This window comes from Stenotrophomonas sp. HMSC10F06 (assembly GCF_001807865.1).
GTDB classification, from domain to species: domain Bacteria; phylum Pseudomonadota; class Gammaproteobacteria; order Xanthomonadales; family Xanthomonadaceae; genus Stenotrophomonas; species Stenotrophomonas bentonitica_A.
Genome location: NZ_KV791266.1, coordinates 1 through 17,793 on the forward strand (window position 1 = coordinate 1; position 17,793 = coordinate 17,793).

At 68.2% G+C, this 17,793-nt stretch carries 8 protein-coding genes; 4 read left to right on the top strand and 4 right to left on the bottom strand.

Annotated features, from left to right (window positions below):
- Positions 1 to 90 precede the first annotated feature (90 nt).
- A complete protein-coding gene (locus tag HMPREF3113_RS06835) occupies positions 91 to 876 on the bottom strand; it encodes an EAL domain-containing protein (protein ID WP_070471557.1) in 786 nt (261 codons plus the stop codon).
- A 179-nt stretch (positions 877 to 1,055) separates the two neighbouring features.
- Between HMPREF3113_RS06835 and HMPREF3113_RS06840 the strand changes: the two genes are divergently transcribed.
- Both HMPREF3113_RS06840 and HMPREF3113_RS06845 read left to right on the top strand, forming a co-directional pair.
- Positions 1,056 to 9,767, top strand: coding sequence for a glycoside hydrolase family 94 protein (locus tag HMPREF3113_RS06840; RefSeq protein ID WP_083298738.1), 8,712 nt, complete (start codon positions 1,056 to 1,058; stop codon positions 9,765 to 9,767).
- Complete coding sequence (locus tag HMPREF3113_RS06845) at positions 9,764 to 10,024, top strand: hypothetical protein (protein ID WP_070471558.1); 261 nt, start codon at positions 9,764 to 9,766, stop codon at positions 10,022 to 10,024. Before HMPREF3113_RS06840 ends, HMPREF3113_RS06845 begins: the two co-directional genes overlap by 4 nt.
- 112 nt (positions 10,025 to 10,136) lie before the next feature.
- On the opposite strand, the gene HMPREF3113_RS06850 is transcribed toward HMPREF3113_RS06845, so the two are convergent.
- From HMPREF3113_RS06850 to HMPREF3113_RS06860, 3 genes are read right to left on the bottom strand one after another with little or no spacing between them, the layout of a single operon-like run.
- Positions 10,137 to 13,241 carry an efflux RND transporter permease subunit gene (locus HMPREF3113_RS06850; protein WP_070471559.1) on the bottom strand — a complete coding sequence of 1,035 codons (3,105 nt, stop codon included), beginning with the start codon at positions 13,239 to 13,241 and terminating at the stop codon, positions 10,137 to 10,139.
- Positions 13,238 to 14,416, bottom strand: a complete 1,179-nt coding sequence (locus tag HMPREF3113_RS06855; protein ID WP_070471560.1) for an efflux RND transporter periplasmic adaptor subunit — start codon at positions 14,414 to 14,416, stop codon at positions 13,238 to 13,240. Before HMPREF3113_RS06855 ends, HMPREF3113_RS06850 begins: the two co-directional genes overlap by 4 nt.
- Positions 14,413 to 15,663 (bottom strand): TolC family protein, encoded by a 1,251-nt coding sequence (locus HMPREF3113_RS06860; protein ID WP_070471561.1) that lies wholly within the window; start codon positions 15,661 to 15,663, stop codon positions 14,413 to 14,415. The genes HMPREF3113_RS06855 and HMPREF3113_RS06860 overlap by 4 nt, the downstream gene beginning before the upstream one ends.
- 62 nt (positions 15,664 to 15,725) lie before the next feature.
- On the opposite strand from HMPREF3113_RS06860, the gene HMPREF3113_RS06865 reads away from it, so the two are divergent.
- Positions 15,726 to 16,400, top strand: a complete 675-nt coding sequence (locus HMPREF3113_RS06865) for a response regulator (RefSeq protein ID WP_070471562.1) — start codon at positions 15,726 to 15,728, stop codon at positions 16,398 to 16,400.
- The gene (locus HMPREF3113_RS06870; RefSeq protein ID WP_070471563.1) at positions 16,393 to 17,790 is read left to right on the top strand and encodes a sensor histidine kinase; all 1,398 of its coding nucleotides are present in this window, start codon (positions 16,393 to 16,395) and stop codon (positions 17,788 to 17,790) included. The genes HMPREF3113_RS06865 and HMPREF3113_RS06870 overlap by 8 nt, the downstream gene beginning before the upstream one ends.
- Positions 17,791 to 17,793 lie beyond the last annotated feature (3 nt).

The following is a 17,793-nucleotide window of genomic DNA, read 5'->3' on the forward strand; positions in this document are numbered from 1 at the left end:
GCGCTGAGTCGTCGCCCGTGGTGTCCGCTTTGCAAGGCGTCGACATTCGGATGAATGTGTTCCTCAACGAGCACAACATCCGGACCGTAATTACGTCATATCCGCTTCCAGCCACATCGCCCCGGGAAGCTCATCCTCGGCCACTACCCCTTCAAAGCGCGGACGAGCAAACCAGTATCCCTGCATCAGCTCGATGCCGAGATCGGAAAGGCAGCGCGCCTCGTCAGCGGTTTCTATCCCCTCGGCGATCACGTCAATTTCCAGCGCTGCACACATGGACACCACACCGGCAACGATGGCGCGCCGTGAGGCGCTCCGGTCAACCCCGCGGATCAAGCCCATGTCCAGCTTGACCATGTCGGGCTGGAAATCGGCCAGCAGGTTCAGGCCGGCAAAGCCGGCACCGAAATCATCGATGGCCGTCTTGAAGCCGATCCGTTTGTACTCGGTGAGGATCTCGGCCAGCCACTTGCCGTCGTTGATCTGCTCGCCTTCAACGGTTTCGAAGATGATCCGCTCGACCGGAAAGTCGTGTCGTCGCGCAGCCTCCAGGGTGGAGCGGATGCACAGTTCGGGCCGGTAAATGGCGTTGGGCAGGAAGTTGATCGACAGATGCGAGGGCATCTTCAACCGGGCGGCGATCTCGATAGCCTTGGCACGGCATGCCTGGTCGAACACGTAACAGTTATCGGCGGTCACCCGGGACAGCACCGAGTTGGCCGGCTCGCCTGCCGGGCCGCGCACCAAGGCCTCATGGGCGAAGACCTGTCTTGTGCGCATATCGACGATGGGCTGGAACGCATAGCTGAACGCGAACGACAGCGGCTCGGCGTCACGACACAGCGCACATTGGGTGCGCTTTTGGGCGGAGGGCATGCGCTGGGTTCCTGCACGCGATGGCGGGCGAGCATAGCCGATGCGTGTCAGGACCGCGTCGACGCCTGGGCGAGCATCCCACCGCCCTGGCGCCTCCTGCGGGAAGGGTGGCCTTCACAGCTACCACGGCACCCCCAATGCAACTATGAGGGCCGCGACCTGCCCCCCATCGGTAACCTATGCCCCACCTTCGTCGTCTTTTTGGCCGTTGGCTGCGTCTGCGTCGTCTTGTCCGTTGGCGCTGGCGGGAGCGCCAGGCCTCGGCGCCGGCCATCGAGGCCACCGAGGGCCCCCTGCGCGCCGCGCTGTACAGCGTTGAACAGATGGAGGTGTACGGCCGCGCCCTTGCGCGCCAGCACCGGGTGCGGATGCGGCCTGGCGCAGAGCGCCTGCTCGATCGCCTGCAGGCCAACGAGCGTGTCCTGGAAGACGCCAACACGCTGCTCAGCAGCGTGGTGCGTGAACAGCGGCCGGTCACCCCCGCCGGGGAATGGCTGCTCGACAACTACTACCTGATCGAAGAACAGATCCAGACCGCGCGACGCCATCTGCCGCGCGGCTACAGCCGTCAGTTGCCTTCACTTGTCGCCGGCCCCTCGGCCGGCCTGCCGCGTGTGTATGAACTGTCGATGCAGGCCATCGCGCACGGCGACGGTCGCATCGACGCCGATACCCTGGGCCGTTTCATCGCCTCCTACCAGTCGCTTGCTCCCCTGAGCCTGGGTGAACTGTGGGCGGTCCCCATCATGCTGCGCCTGGCGCTGCTCGAAAATCTGCGGCGCATGGCCGCCCGGGTGATGCGCGATGGCACGGACCGCAGCCTGGCGGCGCAATGGGCTGAGGACCTCAATCGCGCGGCGTCCGACACCCCGACCGAGGTGGTCCTGGTGGTGGCCGACATGGCCCGCTCCGAGCCGCCCTTGACCGGTGCCTTCATCGCCGAGCTGACCCGCTCGCTGCAGGGGCGCGGCGGCGCGTGGGCCATGCCCATCGCCTGGCTGGAACAGTGGGCCGCCGCGGCCGGTCAGCGCATCGATGAACTGGTCGCCGCCGAGGGCCAACAGCAGGCGGCCGACCAGGTCTCCATCGGCAACAGCATCGGCAGCCTGCGCTTCCTCTCCACCATGGATTGGCGCACCTTTGTCGAAGACATGAGTGTGGTCGAGCAGCGGCTGCGGGAAGACCCGATGGCCGTCTATCCGCAGATGGATTTCGGCACCCGCGATGCCTATCGCCATGTCGTAGAGAAGATCGCGCGCGGGAGCCGCGTTGCGGAAGAACGCGTTGCGACCATCGCGCTGGATCTGGCACGCACGGCTGCGCCGCACGATGGGCCACGTGCGCACGTGGGCTATTGGCTCGTGGGCGAAGGCGCCTCGGCCACCGTCGACGCAGTGGCCGAGGCAGCGCCACGGCACCGCAAGGCCCGGCGACTGGCGCACCGCGTGCCCCTTGCCCTGTACCTGCTGCCGATTGCCCTGCTGGCGGTGGTGGCCACCGGCGGCCTGCTGGCATCGGGCAGTGGCGCGGTGCCCATCTGGCTGGCCGCGCTGCTCGGGCTTCTGGTGTTCAGCGAGCTGGGCATCGTCCTGGTGAACTGGACGGCGACGGTACTGGTCACGCCCAGGCCGCTGCCCAAGCTCGATTTCAGCGAAGGTATCCCCGCCGCCTGCTCCACCGTGGTCGCGGTCCCCTCGATGCTGTCCAGTATCGAAGGCATCGATGTGCTGACCGAGGCGCTGGAGGTCCGCTTCCTGGCCAACCGCGATCCCCAGCTGCGCTTCGTGCTGCTGACGGACTTCCTCGACGCCGCGGCCGCCGAGACGCCGACGGACGACACCCTGCTTGCGCACGCCGTGGAGCGCATCGAGGAACTGAACAGTCGCTACGCGGCCGAGCGCGGCGATCGCTTCTACCTGCTGCAGCGCCCCAGGCAATGGAACCCGGGCGAAGGGGTGTGGATGGGGCACGAGCGCAAGCGCGGCAAGCTGGCAGCGCTCAACGCCCTGCTCCGCCAGGGCGATGCAGCCGCATTCATGCGCACCGTCGGTGACACGGCCGCCTTGGTCGGCGTCCGCTACGTCATCACCCTGGATTCGGACACGCAGCTTCCGCGGGATGCCGCACGCGCCTTCGTCGCCACGTTGGCGCACCCGCTCAACCGCCCGCGCTTCGATCCGGCGCTGCAACGCGTGGTGGAGGGCTACGGCATCCTGCAGCCCAGCGTCGGCACCAGTCTGGGCACGCGCCGCACCTCGCGGTTTGCGCGGATGTTCGGCAGCGAGCCCGGCATCGACCCGTACTCGCGCATGGTCTCGGATGTCTACCAGGACCTGTTCGACGAAGGCTCGTTCGTGGGCAAGGGCATCTATGACGTCGAAGCGTTCGAGCATGCGCTCGAGGGCCGCCTGCCCGAGAACCGCATCCTCAGCCACGACCTGCTGGAAGGCTGCTATGCCCGTGCTGGCCTGGTCAGCGATGTGCGCCTGTACGAGGACTACCCCGAACGCTACGCCGCCGATGCCAAGCGCCGTGCGCGCTGGATCCGCGGCGACTGGCAGCTGTTGCCCTGGTTGATGCCGTGGACACCGCGCCCGGGATCGGGATGGGAACGCAACCGGCTCAGCCTGCTGTCGCGCGGCAAGTTGCTGGACAACCTGCGCCGGAGCCTGGTGCCGATCGCCGCCTTGGCCTTGCTGGTGGCGGGTTGGCTGTATGCCGAAAACCCGGCTGCGTGGACGGCATGGGTGCTGGCGCTGTGGTTCGCGCCGCCGCTGATCGGCATGCTGCGCGATGCGCTGAGCGTTCCGGACGACACGCCGCTGGAAGCGCACTACATCATGGTCGGGCGCGGCACGCTGCAGTCGTTGCTGCGCGCGGCCACCCAGGTCGCGTGTCTGCCCTACGAAGCGTTGCTGGCCGGTGGCGCGGTGCTGCGCACGCTCTGGCGCATGACCGTCACCCGCCGCCATCTGCTGCAATGGAACCCCTCCAGCGAAGTCGAGCGCCGCCTCGGTAGCGACCGCGGCGCGGAATGGCGGGTGATGGCGCCGGCGTCGGTCTTGGCGGTTGCGCTGGCGGCGGTCGTGGCCAGCGTGGCTCCGCAGGCACTGCCTGTCGCCCTGCCCCTGCTGTTGGCGTGGACCTTCGCGCCCGCGTTGATGGCGTGGCTGGGCCGGCCGCCGGCCGCAAGCGTGGCCGAACTGTCCGTGACCCAGCGGGCATTCCTGGGCCGGCTGGCGCGGCGCACCTGGTCGTTCTTCCAGGCGTGGGTGCGCGAGCAGGATCACTGGCTGCCGCCGGACAACATCCAGGAGCATCCCTCGCTGGTGGTGGCGCGGCGCACCTCGCCGACCAACATCGGCCTGTCGCTGCTGGCCAATCTGTCTGCATGGGATTTCGGCTGGCTCCAGCTGGGCGCGGTCGCCGAACGTACCGCGCTCACGTTCGATACGCTGGACCAGCTGCCGCGCCATCGCGGCCACTTCCTGAACTGGTACGACACCGAAACCCTCGCGCCGTTGCCGCCGCGCTACGTCTCCACCGTGGACAGCGGCAACCTGGCCGGCCACCTGCTGACCCTGCGGCAAGGCCTGCTCGCGCTGGTGGACGCGCCGGTACTGGCGCCGCACACCTTCGACGGCCTGGCCGATACGCTCGGTGTGCTGGAAGAGGAACGGCAGCGTCATCGCTCTGCTGACGCGCCACTGGGCGAGGCACTCAACCACCTTCGCCAGCGCCTGGCCTCAACGCGTACCGACCCACCCCGTGGGACGGCGCAGCTGCTCGCCCGGTTGCAGGAGCTGGCCGGTCTGGCCGATGCCGTGCTGTCGCAATGGCCGGCACCGCCAGCGCCCGAGGAAGGTGCGCTGCACTGGCCGGCCCTGTTCGCTGCCGAATGCCACGCCGCGCACGCGACACTTGCCAACCTCCCGGCCGATGCCGGCGCGGACGACGAGGCGCCAGTACCGAGCCTGCGCCAGCTGGCCGCCCTGCCCGGCTCCGCCGGTGCGGACGCGCGCGCGCGCATCGAGCAGCTGCAGGCGCTGGCGCACCGCGCCGGGCAGTTCTCGCTGATGGAATACGGCTTCCTGTTCTACCGCACCCGCAACCTGCTCTCGATCGGCTACAACGTCGACGACCATCGCCTGGACAACAGTTTCTACGACCTGCTGGCGTCCGAAGCGCGGCTGTGTGCCTTCGTCGCCATCGCCCAGGGCCAGTTGGCGCAGGAGAGCTGGTTCGCGCTCGGGCGGATGCTCACCGAGGTCAACGGCACACCGACGCTGTTGTCGTGGAGTGGCTCGATGTTCGAGTACCTCATGCCGCAGCTGGTGATGCCCAGCTATCCGGACACGCTGCTCGACCAGACCGCGCGGCATGCGGTGGAGGCGCAGATCGTCTACGGCCGCACCTTGAATCTGCCGTGGGGCGTGTCCGAGTCGGGCTATAACGCTGTGGATGCGCGCCTGAACTACCAGTACCGCGCGTTTGGTGTGCCCGGGTTGGGGCTCAAGCGCGGCTTGGGCCAGGATCGGGTGATTGCGCCCTATGCCAGCATGATGGCGCTGATGGTGGCGCCGGAGGCGGCGTGCCAGAACCTCCAGGCACTCGAAGGGCTGGGGTTCTCCGGGCGCTTCGGTATGTACGAGGCGATCGACTACACCCCCGCCCGGGTGCCGCCGGGGCAGGAACACGTGCTGCTGCGTTCGTTCATGGCCCACCACCAGGGCATGGGCCTGCTGTCGCTGGATTACCTGTTGCGCGACCAGCCGATGCAGCGCCGTTTCGTTGCCGATACCGAGTTCCAGGCGACCTTGCTGCTGCTGCAGGAACGCATTCCGCGCATCGGCGTGTTCCATCCGCATGAGGTCGAAGCCCTGGGCGAGCACTCGGCCATGGCCGAGCACGAGACCTCCCTGCGCGTCCTGCGCGACCCGGCGGGCCCGCGCCCGGAAGTGCAGCTGCTTTCCAACGGGCGCTACCACGGCATGCTGACCCATGCCGGCGGCGGCTACAGCCGCCACGGCGACCTGTCGCTCACCCGCTGGCGCGAAGACGGCACCACCGATGCCTGGGGGTCGTTCTGCTACCTGCGCGACGTGGACAGCGGCGAGTTCTGGTCTGCCGCCTACCAGCCCACCTGCGTGGCGCTGGACCATTACGAGGCGATCTTCTCCGACGCCAAGGCGGAGTTCCGCGGTACCCGCCGCGGCTGCGAGAGCCACCTGCAGGTCGCCATCTCCGCCGAGGACGACATCGAGCTCAGGCGCCTGCGCCTGACCAACCGCGGCCGTCGCCAGCGCACGGTGGAAATCACCACCTATGCCGAAGTGGTGCTGGCGCCCGCAGCGTCCGACGATGCGCATCCGGCCTTCAGCAACCTCTTCGTGCAGAGCGAGATCCTGGCCGCCAAGCAGGCCGTGCTCTGCACGCGCCGGCCCCGTTCGCACGACGAAGTGCCACCGTGGATGTTCCATCTGGTCGCGGTGCATGACGCCGAGGTGGTGTCGATCTCCTACGAAACCGACCGTGCGCGCTTCCTGGGGCGTGGCAACACGCCGCGGACCCCGCAGGCGTTGACCACCGATATCGACCTCTCCGGCACGGGCGGCTCGGTGCTCGACCCGATCGTGGCCATCCGCGTGCGGGTGGTGCTGGAGCCCGAGCAGACCGTGCAGCTGGACATGGTGTTTGGCATCGGCGCCGACCGCACCGGGTGCGAGGCGATGGTCGACAAGTACCGTGATCGTCGCCTGGCAGACCGCGTCTTCGACCTGTCCTGGACACACAGCCAGGTGGTGCGCCGGCAGATCAACGCCAGCCAGGCCGAGGCCTCGCTGTACGAGCGCCTGGCCAGCCACGTGCTGTATGCCAATCCGCTGCTGCGCGCGGGCGACGCCGTCCTGCAGCAGAACCAGCGCGGACAATCCGGGCTGTGGGGCCATGCCATCTCCGGCGACCTGCCCATCGTGCTGCTCAAGGTCGCCGACGCGGAGAACGTGGAACTGGTCAGGCAGCTGGTGCAGGCGCACGCGTATTGGCGCCAGAAGGGACTCAACACCGATCTGGTCATCTGGAACGACAGCAAGGCCGGCTATCGGCAGGAACTGCAGGATCAGATCCTGGGGATGGTGGCCGCCAGTTCGGAGACGGGCCTGCTCGATCGCCCCGGCGGCATTTTCGTGCGGCCGGTGCAGAACATGAGCCACGAGGACCGCGTTCTGCTGCAGGCGGTGGCACGGGTGGTGCTCAGTGACGAGGACGGCACGCTGGCGGCGCAGGTGGGGCGCCAACCGCTGCCCGTGCGGCGCATTCCGGCCCTGGTGCCGCAGGCGGAGCAGCAGGAACTGGCCCTGGCGATGGAAGAGAAGCCCGGGCTGCCCGTCGTCGCCGACCCGGGACCCGAACCCGGACTGCCCCCAGGTGTTGAGCACGACGAAGAGGTGGACGACCCGTGGCCGTTCCTTCCGTATCGCGGCGCCGGCCGATTCGACAACGGCACCGGCAGTTTCAGCGAGGACGGCCGCGAGTACGTGGCGGTGGTACGCGAAGGTGCCCCGACCCCGGCCCCATGGGCGAACGTGATCGCGAACGCCCGTCTGGGCACGGTCGTCAGCGAGAGTGCACCGGGCTACACCTGGTTCGAAAACGCACACGAATTCCGCTTGACGCCCTGGCTCAACGATCCGGTGTCCGATACCGGCGGCGAAGCCTTCTACGTGCGCGATGAGGACACCGGCCGTGTCTGGTCGCCGATGCCGCTGCCATGCCGGGGCACCGGTGCGTACCGTACCCGCCATGGCTTCGGCTACACGGTCTACGAGCACATCGAAGACGGCATCGCCAGCGAGTTGTGGGTCTTCGTCGATGTCACTGCGCCGCTGAAGTTCTCGGTCCTGCGCTTGCACAACCTGTCGGGCCGGCCACGGCGGCTGTCGGCCATCGGCTACGTGGAATGGGTCATGGGTGACCTGCGCCCGAAGTCGCGCATGCACGTGGTCACCGAACGCGACCCGCAGACCGGGGCGCTGCTGGCGCGCAACAGCTACAGCACCGAGTTCGGCGGCCGGATGGCCTTCTTCGACACCGATGCCGAGGGCTGCGGCTGGACCTGTGACCGCCTGGAGTTCATCGGCCGCAACGGCGGATTGCACGCCCCTGCGGCGTTGCGTCGCGAGCGTCTGGATGCACGGGCCGGTGCGGGCATGGATCCCTGCGCGGCGATCCAGGTGCCGCTTGAGCTGGCGCCGGGCGACCGCAGTGAAACCACGTTCCGCCTTGGCGCGGGGCGCGACCGCGAGGAAACGCTGGCATTGGCAAGAAGCCGCCAGGGCAATCAGGAAGCCATCGATGCGTTGGATGCCCTGCGGATCCACTGGCGCAATGTACTGGCCACGGTGCAGGTCCGCACGCCGGATCCGGCGTTCGACGCACTCGCCAATGGCTGGCTGGTCTACCAGACCCTGGGCTGCCGCTACCTGGCACGCAGTGGCTACTATCAATCCGGCGGCGCGTTCGGCTTCCGTGACCAGCTGCAGGACGCGCTCGCCCTCGTACACGCGCGCCCGGACCTGACCCGCGAACACCTGCTGCTCTGCGCGGCACACCAGTTCACCGAAGGCGATGTGATGCACTGGTGGCACCCGCCGCAAGGTCGCGGCGTGCGCACCCGCTGCTCGGACGACTATCTGTGGCTGCCCCAAGGCGCATGCCGCTACCTGGAGGTCACCGGCGACGCCAGCGTGCTGGACGAAGTGGTTGGCTACATCGAGGGCCGCGCGGTGACGCCGGAGGAGGAAGGCTACTACGACATGCCCACCCTTTCGGCACAGCGCGGCACACTCTATGCACACTGCGTCGTCGCGCTGGAACGCGGGTGCCGGTTGCTCGGCGAACGCGGGCTTCCGTTGATGGGCAGCGGCGATTGGAACGATGGCATGAACCGCGTCGGTGACCAGCAGCGCGGTGAAAGTGTGTGGCTCGGGTTCTTCCTGCATGACACGCTTCGCCGCTTCATCGGGCTGGCCAACGCGCGTGGCGATGCCGCCCGTGCGCAATGGTGCGAAGAACAGGCCGAACGCCTGCGCCAGAATCTGGAACAGCATGCCTGGGACGGCGCGTGGTATCGCCGTGCCTGGTTCGACAACGGCGCCATATTGGGCTCGTCACAGAATCAGGAGTGCCGCATCGATTCGATCTCCCAGAGCTGGTCGGTGCTGTCAGGCGTGGCCGCGCCTGAGCGTGCCACGCAAGCCCTGGATTCGCTGTACACGCATCTGGTGCGAAAGGACGCCAAGCTGATCCAGCTCCTCGACCCGCCCTTCGACCAGACCACCGAGGACCCCGGCTACATTCGGGGTTACGTACCGGGCGTGCGCGAGAATGGCGGCCAGTACACCCACGCGGCGGTGTGGGCGGCGATGGCATTTGCTCAACAGGGCGATGCAGTGCGTGCCTGGGAGCTGGCCGGCATGATCAACCCCCTGAACCACACGCTGGACGCCGAGGCGGTCCAGACCTACCGCGTCGAACCCTATGTGTTGGCTGCCGATGTCTACGCCGTGTCGCCGCACGTCGGGCGAGGCGGCTGGACGTGGTACACCGGGTCGGCCGGTTGGATGTATCGCCTGCTGGTGGAATCCCTGCTCGGCATCCGTCGCGACGGCGATCGTCTTTCGCTTGAACCTTGCCTGCCCGATCATTGGCCGTCCTTCGAACTGAGCTACCGCTTCGGGCGCAGCCTGTACGAGTTCGTGGTGACCCGCACTGCGCAGGGTCAGCCGACCCTGCATGTGGATGACGTCCTGCAGCCGGACCTGACCGTCCTGCTCCGCGACGACGGCCATTACTACCGTGTCGCGCTTGATCTGGGTGCACCTCCGGGATGAGCGTTCGTCCCGACATACAGGTGCAGCTTGATGCGCTGGCCGACAAGCTGGACCACTGGGTGGCGCGAGTGCGCCACCCAGCGCAATTCTGGCCGCAGTTTGAACAGCTGACTGGTGAGATTCTCGACCAATGCGCGAACGCGGAGAGGGACCATGCGCGTGCGTCTATACAGGCCATGCTCGAACACCATGCGCTGGAACTCCCATCCTGGCACGAACGGGACGACACGCTGCCGCCGGGGACGCCGGGAGCCTGATGGCGCGAACGATCGCAGCGCCCCGTCGGATGGCGTCGTCGCATTGCCGTCCTTCCAGCGCCATCGGCCGGGCAATGGCGCCTCGCCACACTGCCCAGCCACTCAGCGCCCCCTACACCGCCTCGACCTCCATCGCTGCCCCACCCCGCCGCTGCTCACGCCGGCGATGCACCCAGTAGTACAGCGTCGGCAGTACCAGCAGGGTCAGCAGCATCGCCGATAGCAGCCCGCCAATCACCACCACCGCCAGCGGCTTCTGGGTCTCAGCCCCAATCGCATGCGACGTCGCCATCGGCAGCAAGCCGAACATCGCCAACAGCGCCGTCATCAGCACCGTCCGCAGGCGCTGCAGTGCGCCCTGCACCACGGCGTCGTAGAGCGCCATGCCCTGCTCGCGCAGCTGGCCGAATCGCGTCAACATGATCACGCCGTTGAGTACCGCTTGCCCAAACAAGGCAATGAAGCCGATCGCCGCCGACACCGACAGCGGAATCCCGGTCAGCAGCAACGCCAGGATGCCGCCGATCATCGCCAGCGGAACGTTGGCCAGGATCAGCGCGGCGCTGGTGACGTCCTTGAAGGCATCAAACAGCAGCACGAAGATGATCAGCACCGAGAGCGGCACCACCCAACCCAGACGGGCCATGGCGCGCTGCTGGTTCTCGAACTCGCCGGACCAGTCGATCCGGTAGCCCTCCGGCAGATCGATGGTCGCGTCGACCTGCCGGCGCATGTCGGCCACCACGCTGCCCATGTCGCGCCCGGCGATGAAGATGCTCACAGCTTTGACGCGCTGGGCGTTCTCACGCGAGATGTTGATCGCACCGCTGGCCATGTTGAAGTCCGCCACATCTCCCAGTGTCACCGTCTGGCCTGAGGCCGTACCCACCGGCACGGTGCGCAGGCGCTGCAGATCGCGGTCGGCATCGGACAGGCGCAGGCTGATCGGGAACTGGCGCTCGCCCTCCCACAGCTGGCCGACCTCGCTGCCGCCGATGGCGGTCTCGATCACGGCATCGATATCCTGCACGTTGAGGCCGTAGCGCGCTGCGCGATCACGATCGATATCGATGCGCAGCTGCGGCAGGCTGCCGTCGCGGTCGATGAAAGCACTCTCCACGCCCTCCACGCCTCTGACCTGCGCCAGGATCGCCTGGGCCTGGCCGGTCAGCACGTCCAGATCTTCGCCGCTTACCTTGATCACCACCTGGCCCTTGATTTGGGAAATGCTTTCCAGGATGTTGTCGCGCACCGGCTGGGAGATCGAGAACTCGGGGCCGGGAATACGCGCTTCCAGCATGCGCTGCATCTGCGCCACCAGCTCGCGCTTGTCGATCTTCCGGCTCCATTCGGATTCGGGCTTGAGCGCCACCAGCGCTTCGATCTGGTTGGCGCCCTTGGCATCGGAGCCATCCTCGGGGCGACCGAGCTTGGCCACCACCGTCGAAACCTCGGGCAACGTCCGCACCAGGTCACGGATGCGCCGGGACTGGGCCTGCGCCTCGGCCAGGCTGGTGCTGGGGTCGAGTGTGGCGGTCAGCCAGATCGAGCCTTCGTCCAGTTCGGGCAGGAATTCCGAGCCCAACCGCGTGCCCAATGCCAGCGTCACCACCAGCATGGCCACTGCCGCAAGCACCACCGCACGGGGCCGCGCCATCGCCCCCTCCAGCCACGGGCGGTACCAGCCGACCAGCCGGTTCATCACCGGGTTCTCGCCCTTCAGCCGCTCGCGCCGCAGCCACCAGAAGCACAGCAGCGGCACCACGGTCAGGGCAAGGATCAGTGCGCCGATCAGCGCCGACGTCACCGAATAGGCCATGGGGGCGAACATCCGGCCTTCCTGGCGCTGCAGGGTGAAGATCGGGATGTGCGCGGCAATGATGATCAGCATCGAGAAGAAGGTCGGCCGCCCCACCTCCGACGCAGCCGACAACACCGTCGCCATGCGCTCGCGCCGGGTGCTGCCGGGCGGCATCTTCGACATGCGCGAGACGATATGCTCGGTCACGATCACCGCACCATCGATGATGATGCCGAAGTCCATCGCGCCCAGTGAGAGCAGATTGGCCGGCACGCCCCACAGGTGCAGGCCGAGGAAGGTCGACAGCAAGGCCAGCGGCATCATCGCTGCCACGATCAACGCCGCACGGGCGTTGTAGAGGAACAGCCACAGCACCAGGAACACCAGCACCGCACCCTCCACCAGGTTGCGGAAGACGGTCTTCAGGGTGGTCGAGACCAGCCAGGAGCGGTCGTAGAACGGTTCAAGCGTGACGCCATCCGGCAGGTGATCGGCCTCGATCTCGGCCACGCGCGCATGCAAGGCATCCAGCACCAGGGACGGGTTCTCGCCCTTGCGCATCAGCACCATGCCGAACACGGCGTCGTCGTTGTCATCCTGGCCAACCAGGCCCTGTCGCGGCAGGCCGGTATCGACGATGCGGGCCAGGTCGCGCACCAGCACGGGGGTGCCTTGCCGCTCTCCCACGACAACGGTGCCGATGTCGGCCGGCGAACGCATCAGCCCAACCCCGCGGATCAGATACTGCTGCTGCCCACGCTCCACATAGCCGCCGCCGGCGTTCGCACTGCCCCGCTCCAGCGCCTCGGCAAATTCCTCCAGGCTGATCCCGCGGTCACGCAGCTTGCCCAGGTCCGGCTCCACCTGGAACGTCCTGGCGAACCCCCCGAAGCTGACCACGTCGGCCACGCCCGGCACCGTGCGTAGACGCCGCTCCATCACCCATTCCTGCACGGTGCGAAGTTCGGTGGAACTCATGTGCGGCGCGTGCAGCACGTAGCGATAGATCTCGCCCACCGCCGAGCTCATCGCCTCCATCTCCGGCTGCACGCCCTCGGGCAGAGCCACGCCCTGCAGTCGCTCCATCACCTGGGCACGCGCGAAGTAGTCATCCGCGCCATCGTCGAAGGTCAGGATGATCATCGACAACCCGAACTGGGTATGCGAGAACACGCGCACCGAGTGCGGAATACCCGACAGCGCCACTTCCAGCGGCATGGTGACCTCACGCTCGACCTCTTCGGCCGCGCGCCCCGGATGCAGGGTCACCACGGTGACCTGGGTATCGGAGACATCCGGGAAGGCTTCCACGGGCAGCTCGCGGAATGCCGCGAACGAGGCGCCGATGAAGATCAGCAGCGCCAGCATGACCATCAGCGGCTGGCGCAGGCAGTACGCAATCAGACGATCGATCATGGGGCGCCCCTGCCTGCCACGGCAGTGCCGGCAGACCGGTCAGCAGTGCCAACGTTCTGGTCGAGCACCTGCTGCAGCAGCAGACCGCCGTCCACTACCACGCGGGCCCCCGCGGGCAGCCCCTGCCCTACCCACAGGCGGCCCTGGCCCAACTCCTCGGCCTGCACGGTGCGTCGTGCGAACTGCCCGTTGCCCTCGTCCACGAACACCACCTGCTCGCGCCCGAGCAGCAGCACCGCACCTTCCGGCACCGATACTCCACCGTCCATCGGCACGGTGATCTCGGCACGCACGTACTGCCCGGCCTTGAAGCGACGCTCGCGGTTGTCCAGTTCGGCACGCGCCTGCACCACGTGGCGCTCGGTGTCGATGTAATCATCGACGTGGCCCAGCACCCCCTGTGTGGGCTCACCAGTGCCAGGCGCCACACGCACCTTCAGACCCGGCGTGAGACGGCTGGCCAGCGCTTCGGGAACATCGATGATCAGCCACAGCCGGTCCGGATCGCTCACCACGGCCAGCGGCACCTCGGCATCGGCGGAGACGCTCATGCCGGGGCTCATCCGGCGCTCGACCAGGATCCCATCGATCGGCGAACGCAGCGGCATGCGCTGGTCGATGCCGCGGCGGCTGCCGAAGCCACGGGTCAGTGCCTGTAGCCGCGCGTGCTCGGCTTCGCTGGCGGCCAGCGCGGATTCGGCCTCGCCCAGTTCGCGGCCGGAGGCAACCCCGGCCTCATGCAGCTCACGTACCCGTGCCAGTTCATTGCGCGCCTGCCGCAGCTCGGCCGCGCCTCGCGCACCTTCCGCCTGCACCTGCCCGAATTCGGGGGAGGTCACCCACGCCAGGACCTGGCCTGCCTTGATCTTCTCGCCCGGCGCCGCCTCGATGCGTGCGATCTGCCCCGGCAGCGGCGAGCGCAGCATGCTTGAGCGGGTGTCATCCCAGGTGACGCGCGCCGGCAGCTGCAGCACCGACGCCGCCCCGTCGGTCACGGTCTCGCTGCGCAGCACCCTCAGTTGGGGGCTGTCGGCGGCAAAGCGGATCGTTGCGCCCTCCACCGTGGGCGCCGCCGCTGCTTCGGGGCCCGCATCGCGCGCGCAGCCACCCGCCAGCACAGTGGCGACGATCAAGGAAAGCAGACGGGCCGAGCCGGCTGTGCGCGAAAACGTCATGGGGTATGTCCTTCGGAAACGGAGATGGCCGCGTTCCAGCGCGCCAGGGCGGAGGCATGCGCCAGGCGCGCATCGACCAGGTCGGATTCGAATTCGCGCCAGCTGCGCCGCGCATCCAGCAGGTCGGTCAACGTGGCGGCACCGCGGCGATAGGCCAGTTCCAGACCCTCCATGCTCTTGCGCGCCGCGGGTCCCTGAAGCTGTTCGTACGCGGTGCGGCGTTGTGCGGCCGCCGCCAGTGCGTGCCGCAGCTGGTCAAGTTCAGCGGCGGCTTCGCGGCGCAGCTCTTGCCGTTCCAGCACGGCGGCGTCGTAGTCCGCCTCCGCCCGTTGCTGTTCGCCGCGCCAGCGCGTGGCGCCGCCCAGCGGCACACTCATCGACAGTCCCCATGTCACGCCGCCGATGTCGGCCGGCTCGCGCTCGGCTTCGATCCCGAACTGCACATCGCGCCGCCGTTCGCTGCGCGCCAGGGCTCGCGCGGCATCGGCGGCGATCACCCGCGCCTCGGCCGCACGCAGGTCAACGCGCTCGTCCAGCGTGGCCATCGCAGCGGTTGCCGCCGAGGCTGGGTGTGGCCACTCGTCGTCGGCATGCAGTGCCTCATCCGCATCGCAGCCCAGCAGCAACGCAAGGACATGCCGTGCCTCGCGCAGGTCCAGTGCGGCCTCGCGGGCGGCATCGGCCACTTTCAGATCATCCACCGCAAGCCGCGCGCGCTCGATCGGCGCCATGGCGCCGGTGGCGACCTGCCGGTCGGCAGCGGCCAGGCTCTCGGCCGAGGCACGGCGATCTTCCTCGGCGATGCGGCTCAGTTCCTGTGCGGCCTTCAACCCGAAGTACGCTTCCCGCAGCGCCACCTGCTGCTGGCGGCGGCCATCGAGCAGGCTCAGCTGGGCCGCCTCGACCAGGGCATCGGCCTGGCGCATGCGCCAGCCCCGCTTGCCGCCGCGCTCCCACGTCCAGCCCAGGCCGAGCGTGGAATCCACGCGCTTGTCCTTCCAACGGCCCGGGCCGATCCCTTCCTGGCGGCTGATCTTGGAGGTGCCCACGCTCAGCTCGGGGCTGGGCCGGCGCGCGGCGCTCTGCGCATCGCCCTGCGTGCCGCGCAGTTCGATCGCAGCGGCCAGCAGGTCGGGATTGTGCTGCGCCATGACGCGCTCCGCCTCGGCCAAGGTAAGCGCGGAGACCGTGGCAGGCGCGATCAGCAATGCCGCGATCAGCGCGGCACATCGGGTGGTGGTATTCATTGCCGACACGGTAAGGTGCAGCGCTTTCGTCAAACTTTCCCGAACCTTGCGTCAACCTTGCAATGCGCATTCTGCTGATTGAAGACGACGCCGCACTGGCCGATGGCCTGGTGCGCGCCCTGACCCGCGCCGGTCACGCCTGCGACCCTCTCGCCCGCGGCCTGGCCGCGCCGTCGGCGCTGGCCAGCGTCAGCTACGACCTGGTCGTGCTGGACCTGTCACTGCCGGACATCGATGGCCTGGAGCTGCTGGCGCGGCTGCGGCAGGACGGCTTCAGCGTGCCGGTGCTGATTCTCACCGCACGCGACGGCGTGGAGGACCGCATCCGCGGCCTGGACAGCGGCGGCGATGATTATCTGGCCAAGCCATTCGCGCTGGGGGAACTTGAAGCCCGTCTCCGGGCGCTTGCGCGCCGCCAGTCCACCGCCCCCGCCCTGCGTCAGCTCGGCGCGCTGCGCTTGGACACCGGGACCCGCGAACTGCGCGTTGGCGAACAGCCGCTGGAACTCACCGCACGTGAACTCGCGCTCATGGAAGTCCTGCTGCAGCAGCCGGGCCGGATCGTGGCCAAACAGCGCCTGTTTGATGCGGTCTACAGCTGGGATCACGACGCCAGCCTGTCGGTGATCGAGGTCCACGTCAGCCGGTTGCGCCGCAAGCTGCAGGTAGCCGGCGCCAAGGTTGGCATCCGCATGCTGCGTGGCCTGGGCTACCGGCTGGAAGCCTGCGATGACTGAGGCGCCCTACAGCCTGCGTGGCGTGCTGCTGCGGCGCCTGTGGCTGCCGCTGCTGGTGCTGCTGCTGGCCAGTGCCGTGGGCTCGTTCGTATTGGCCAGGCACTACGCTGAGCAGGTTTACGACCGCTGGTTGCTGGACTCGGCCATGTCGCTGGCGCAGCTGACCGACGTCCGCGGCGACACCGTCCACATGGAGATCTCGCCCGCCGTCTCGCGCATGTTCACCTGGGACACCGTGGACCGGATCTACGGCGAGGTAACCCGTGCCGACGGCACGCGCCTGTATGGTGCAGCCGTCCTGCCTGGTGGCACCGCGCTGCAGGCCGAAGGCGCCGACGACAGCCCGGCCCGCACTTACTACGATGCCGTGATCGATGGGCAGGACGTGCGCGTTGTGCAGGTCGCGATGACACCCCCCGGCGCTGCCGCACCGATCCTGATCCGCGTGGCCGAGACCCGCACCAAGCGGCTGCGCCTGGAGCATCGCCTGCTGCTGGCGAGCATCCCGCTGCAGGGCACGATCCTGCTGCTGGCGGCATGGCTGGCGTGGTCGGGCACGGGCGCAGCGGCGCGGCACACCAACGGCGCCGCGCGACGGCTGGCCAGCGCGCCCCTGGATGCGTTGGCGCCACTGGATCCACGGGAGGCCGCGCCGCGCGAGCTGTGGCCGGCGGTGGATGCCTTCAACCAGCTGGTAAACCGGCTCTCGGCGATGCAGGACGCACAGCAGCGCTTCATCAGCAACGCAGCGCACCAGCTGCGCACGCCGCTGGCCGGCCTCCAGATCGAGCTGGAAAGCGCGCTGCGTGAACAGGATCGCGCAGCACAGCGCGATGCGCTGGCCGGCCTGCTGCGTGGGCTGACCCGACTGCGCCATCTCACCCATCAGTTGCTGATCCTGAGCCGCTCCGAAGACAGCGCCGGCGCGATGCTGGCGATGCGCCCGGTGGACCTTGCCGTGCTCGCCCGCGATGAACTGGAACGGCTGATGGACCGCGCCGTGGTCGCCGGTGTCGACCTTGGCTACGAGGGCCCCGATGCCGGCGTCATGGTGATTGGCGAGCCACAGCTGCTGCGCGAGACGATCAGCAACCTGGTCGACAACGCGCTGCGCTACGGCGCACTGGAAGGGATGATCACGGTCAGCGTGGAAACCACACAGGGCCAGACGCACCTGAGCGTCAACGACGATGGTCCCGGCATCGATCCGTCTTTGCGCAGCCAGGTCACCGAACGGTTCTGGCGGGGCGATGCCAGCGGCGACGGGTGTGGCCTGGGCCTGGCCATCGTGGCCGAGATCGCCGAACGGCATCGGGCCACGCTGGGCATCGGCCGCTCGGCGCTGGGCGGCGCCCAGGTCACGCTCGCCTTTCCGTCGCGTCCTGGGTGAACG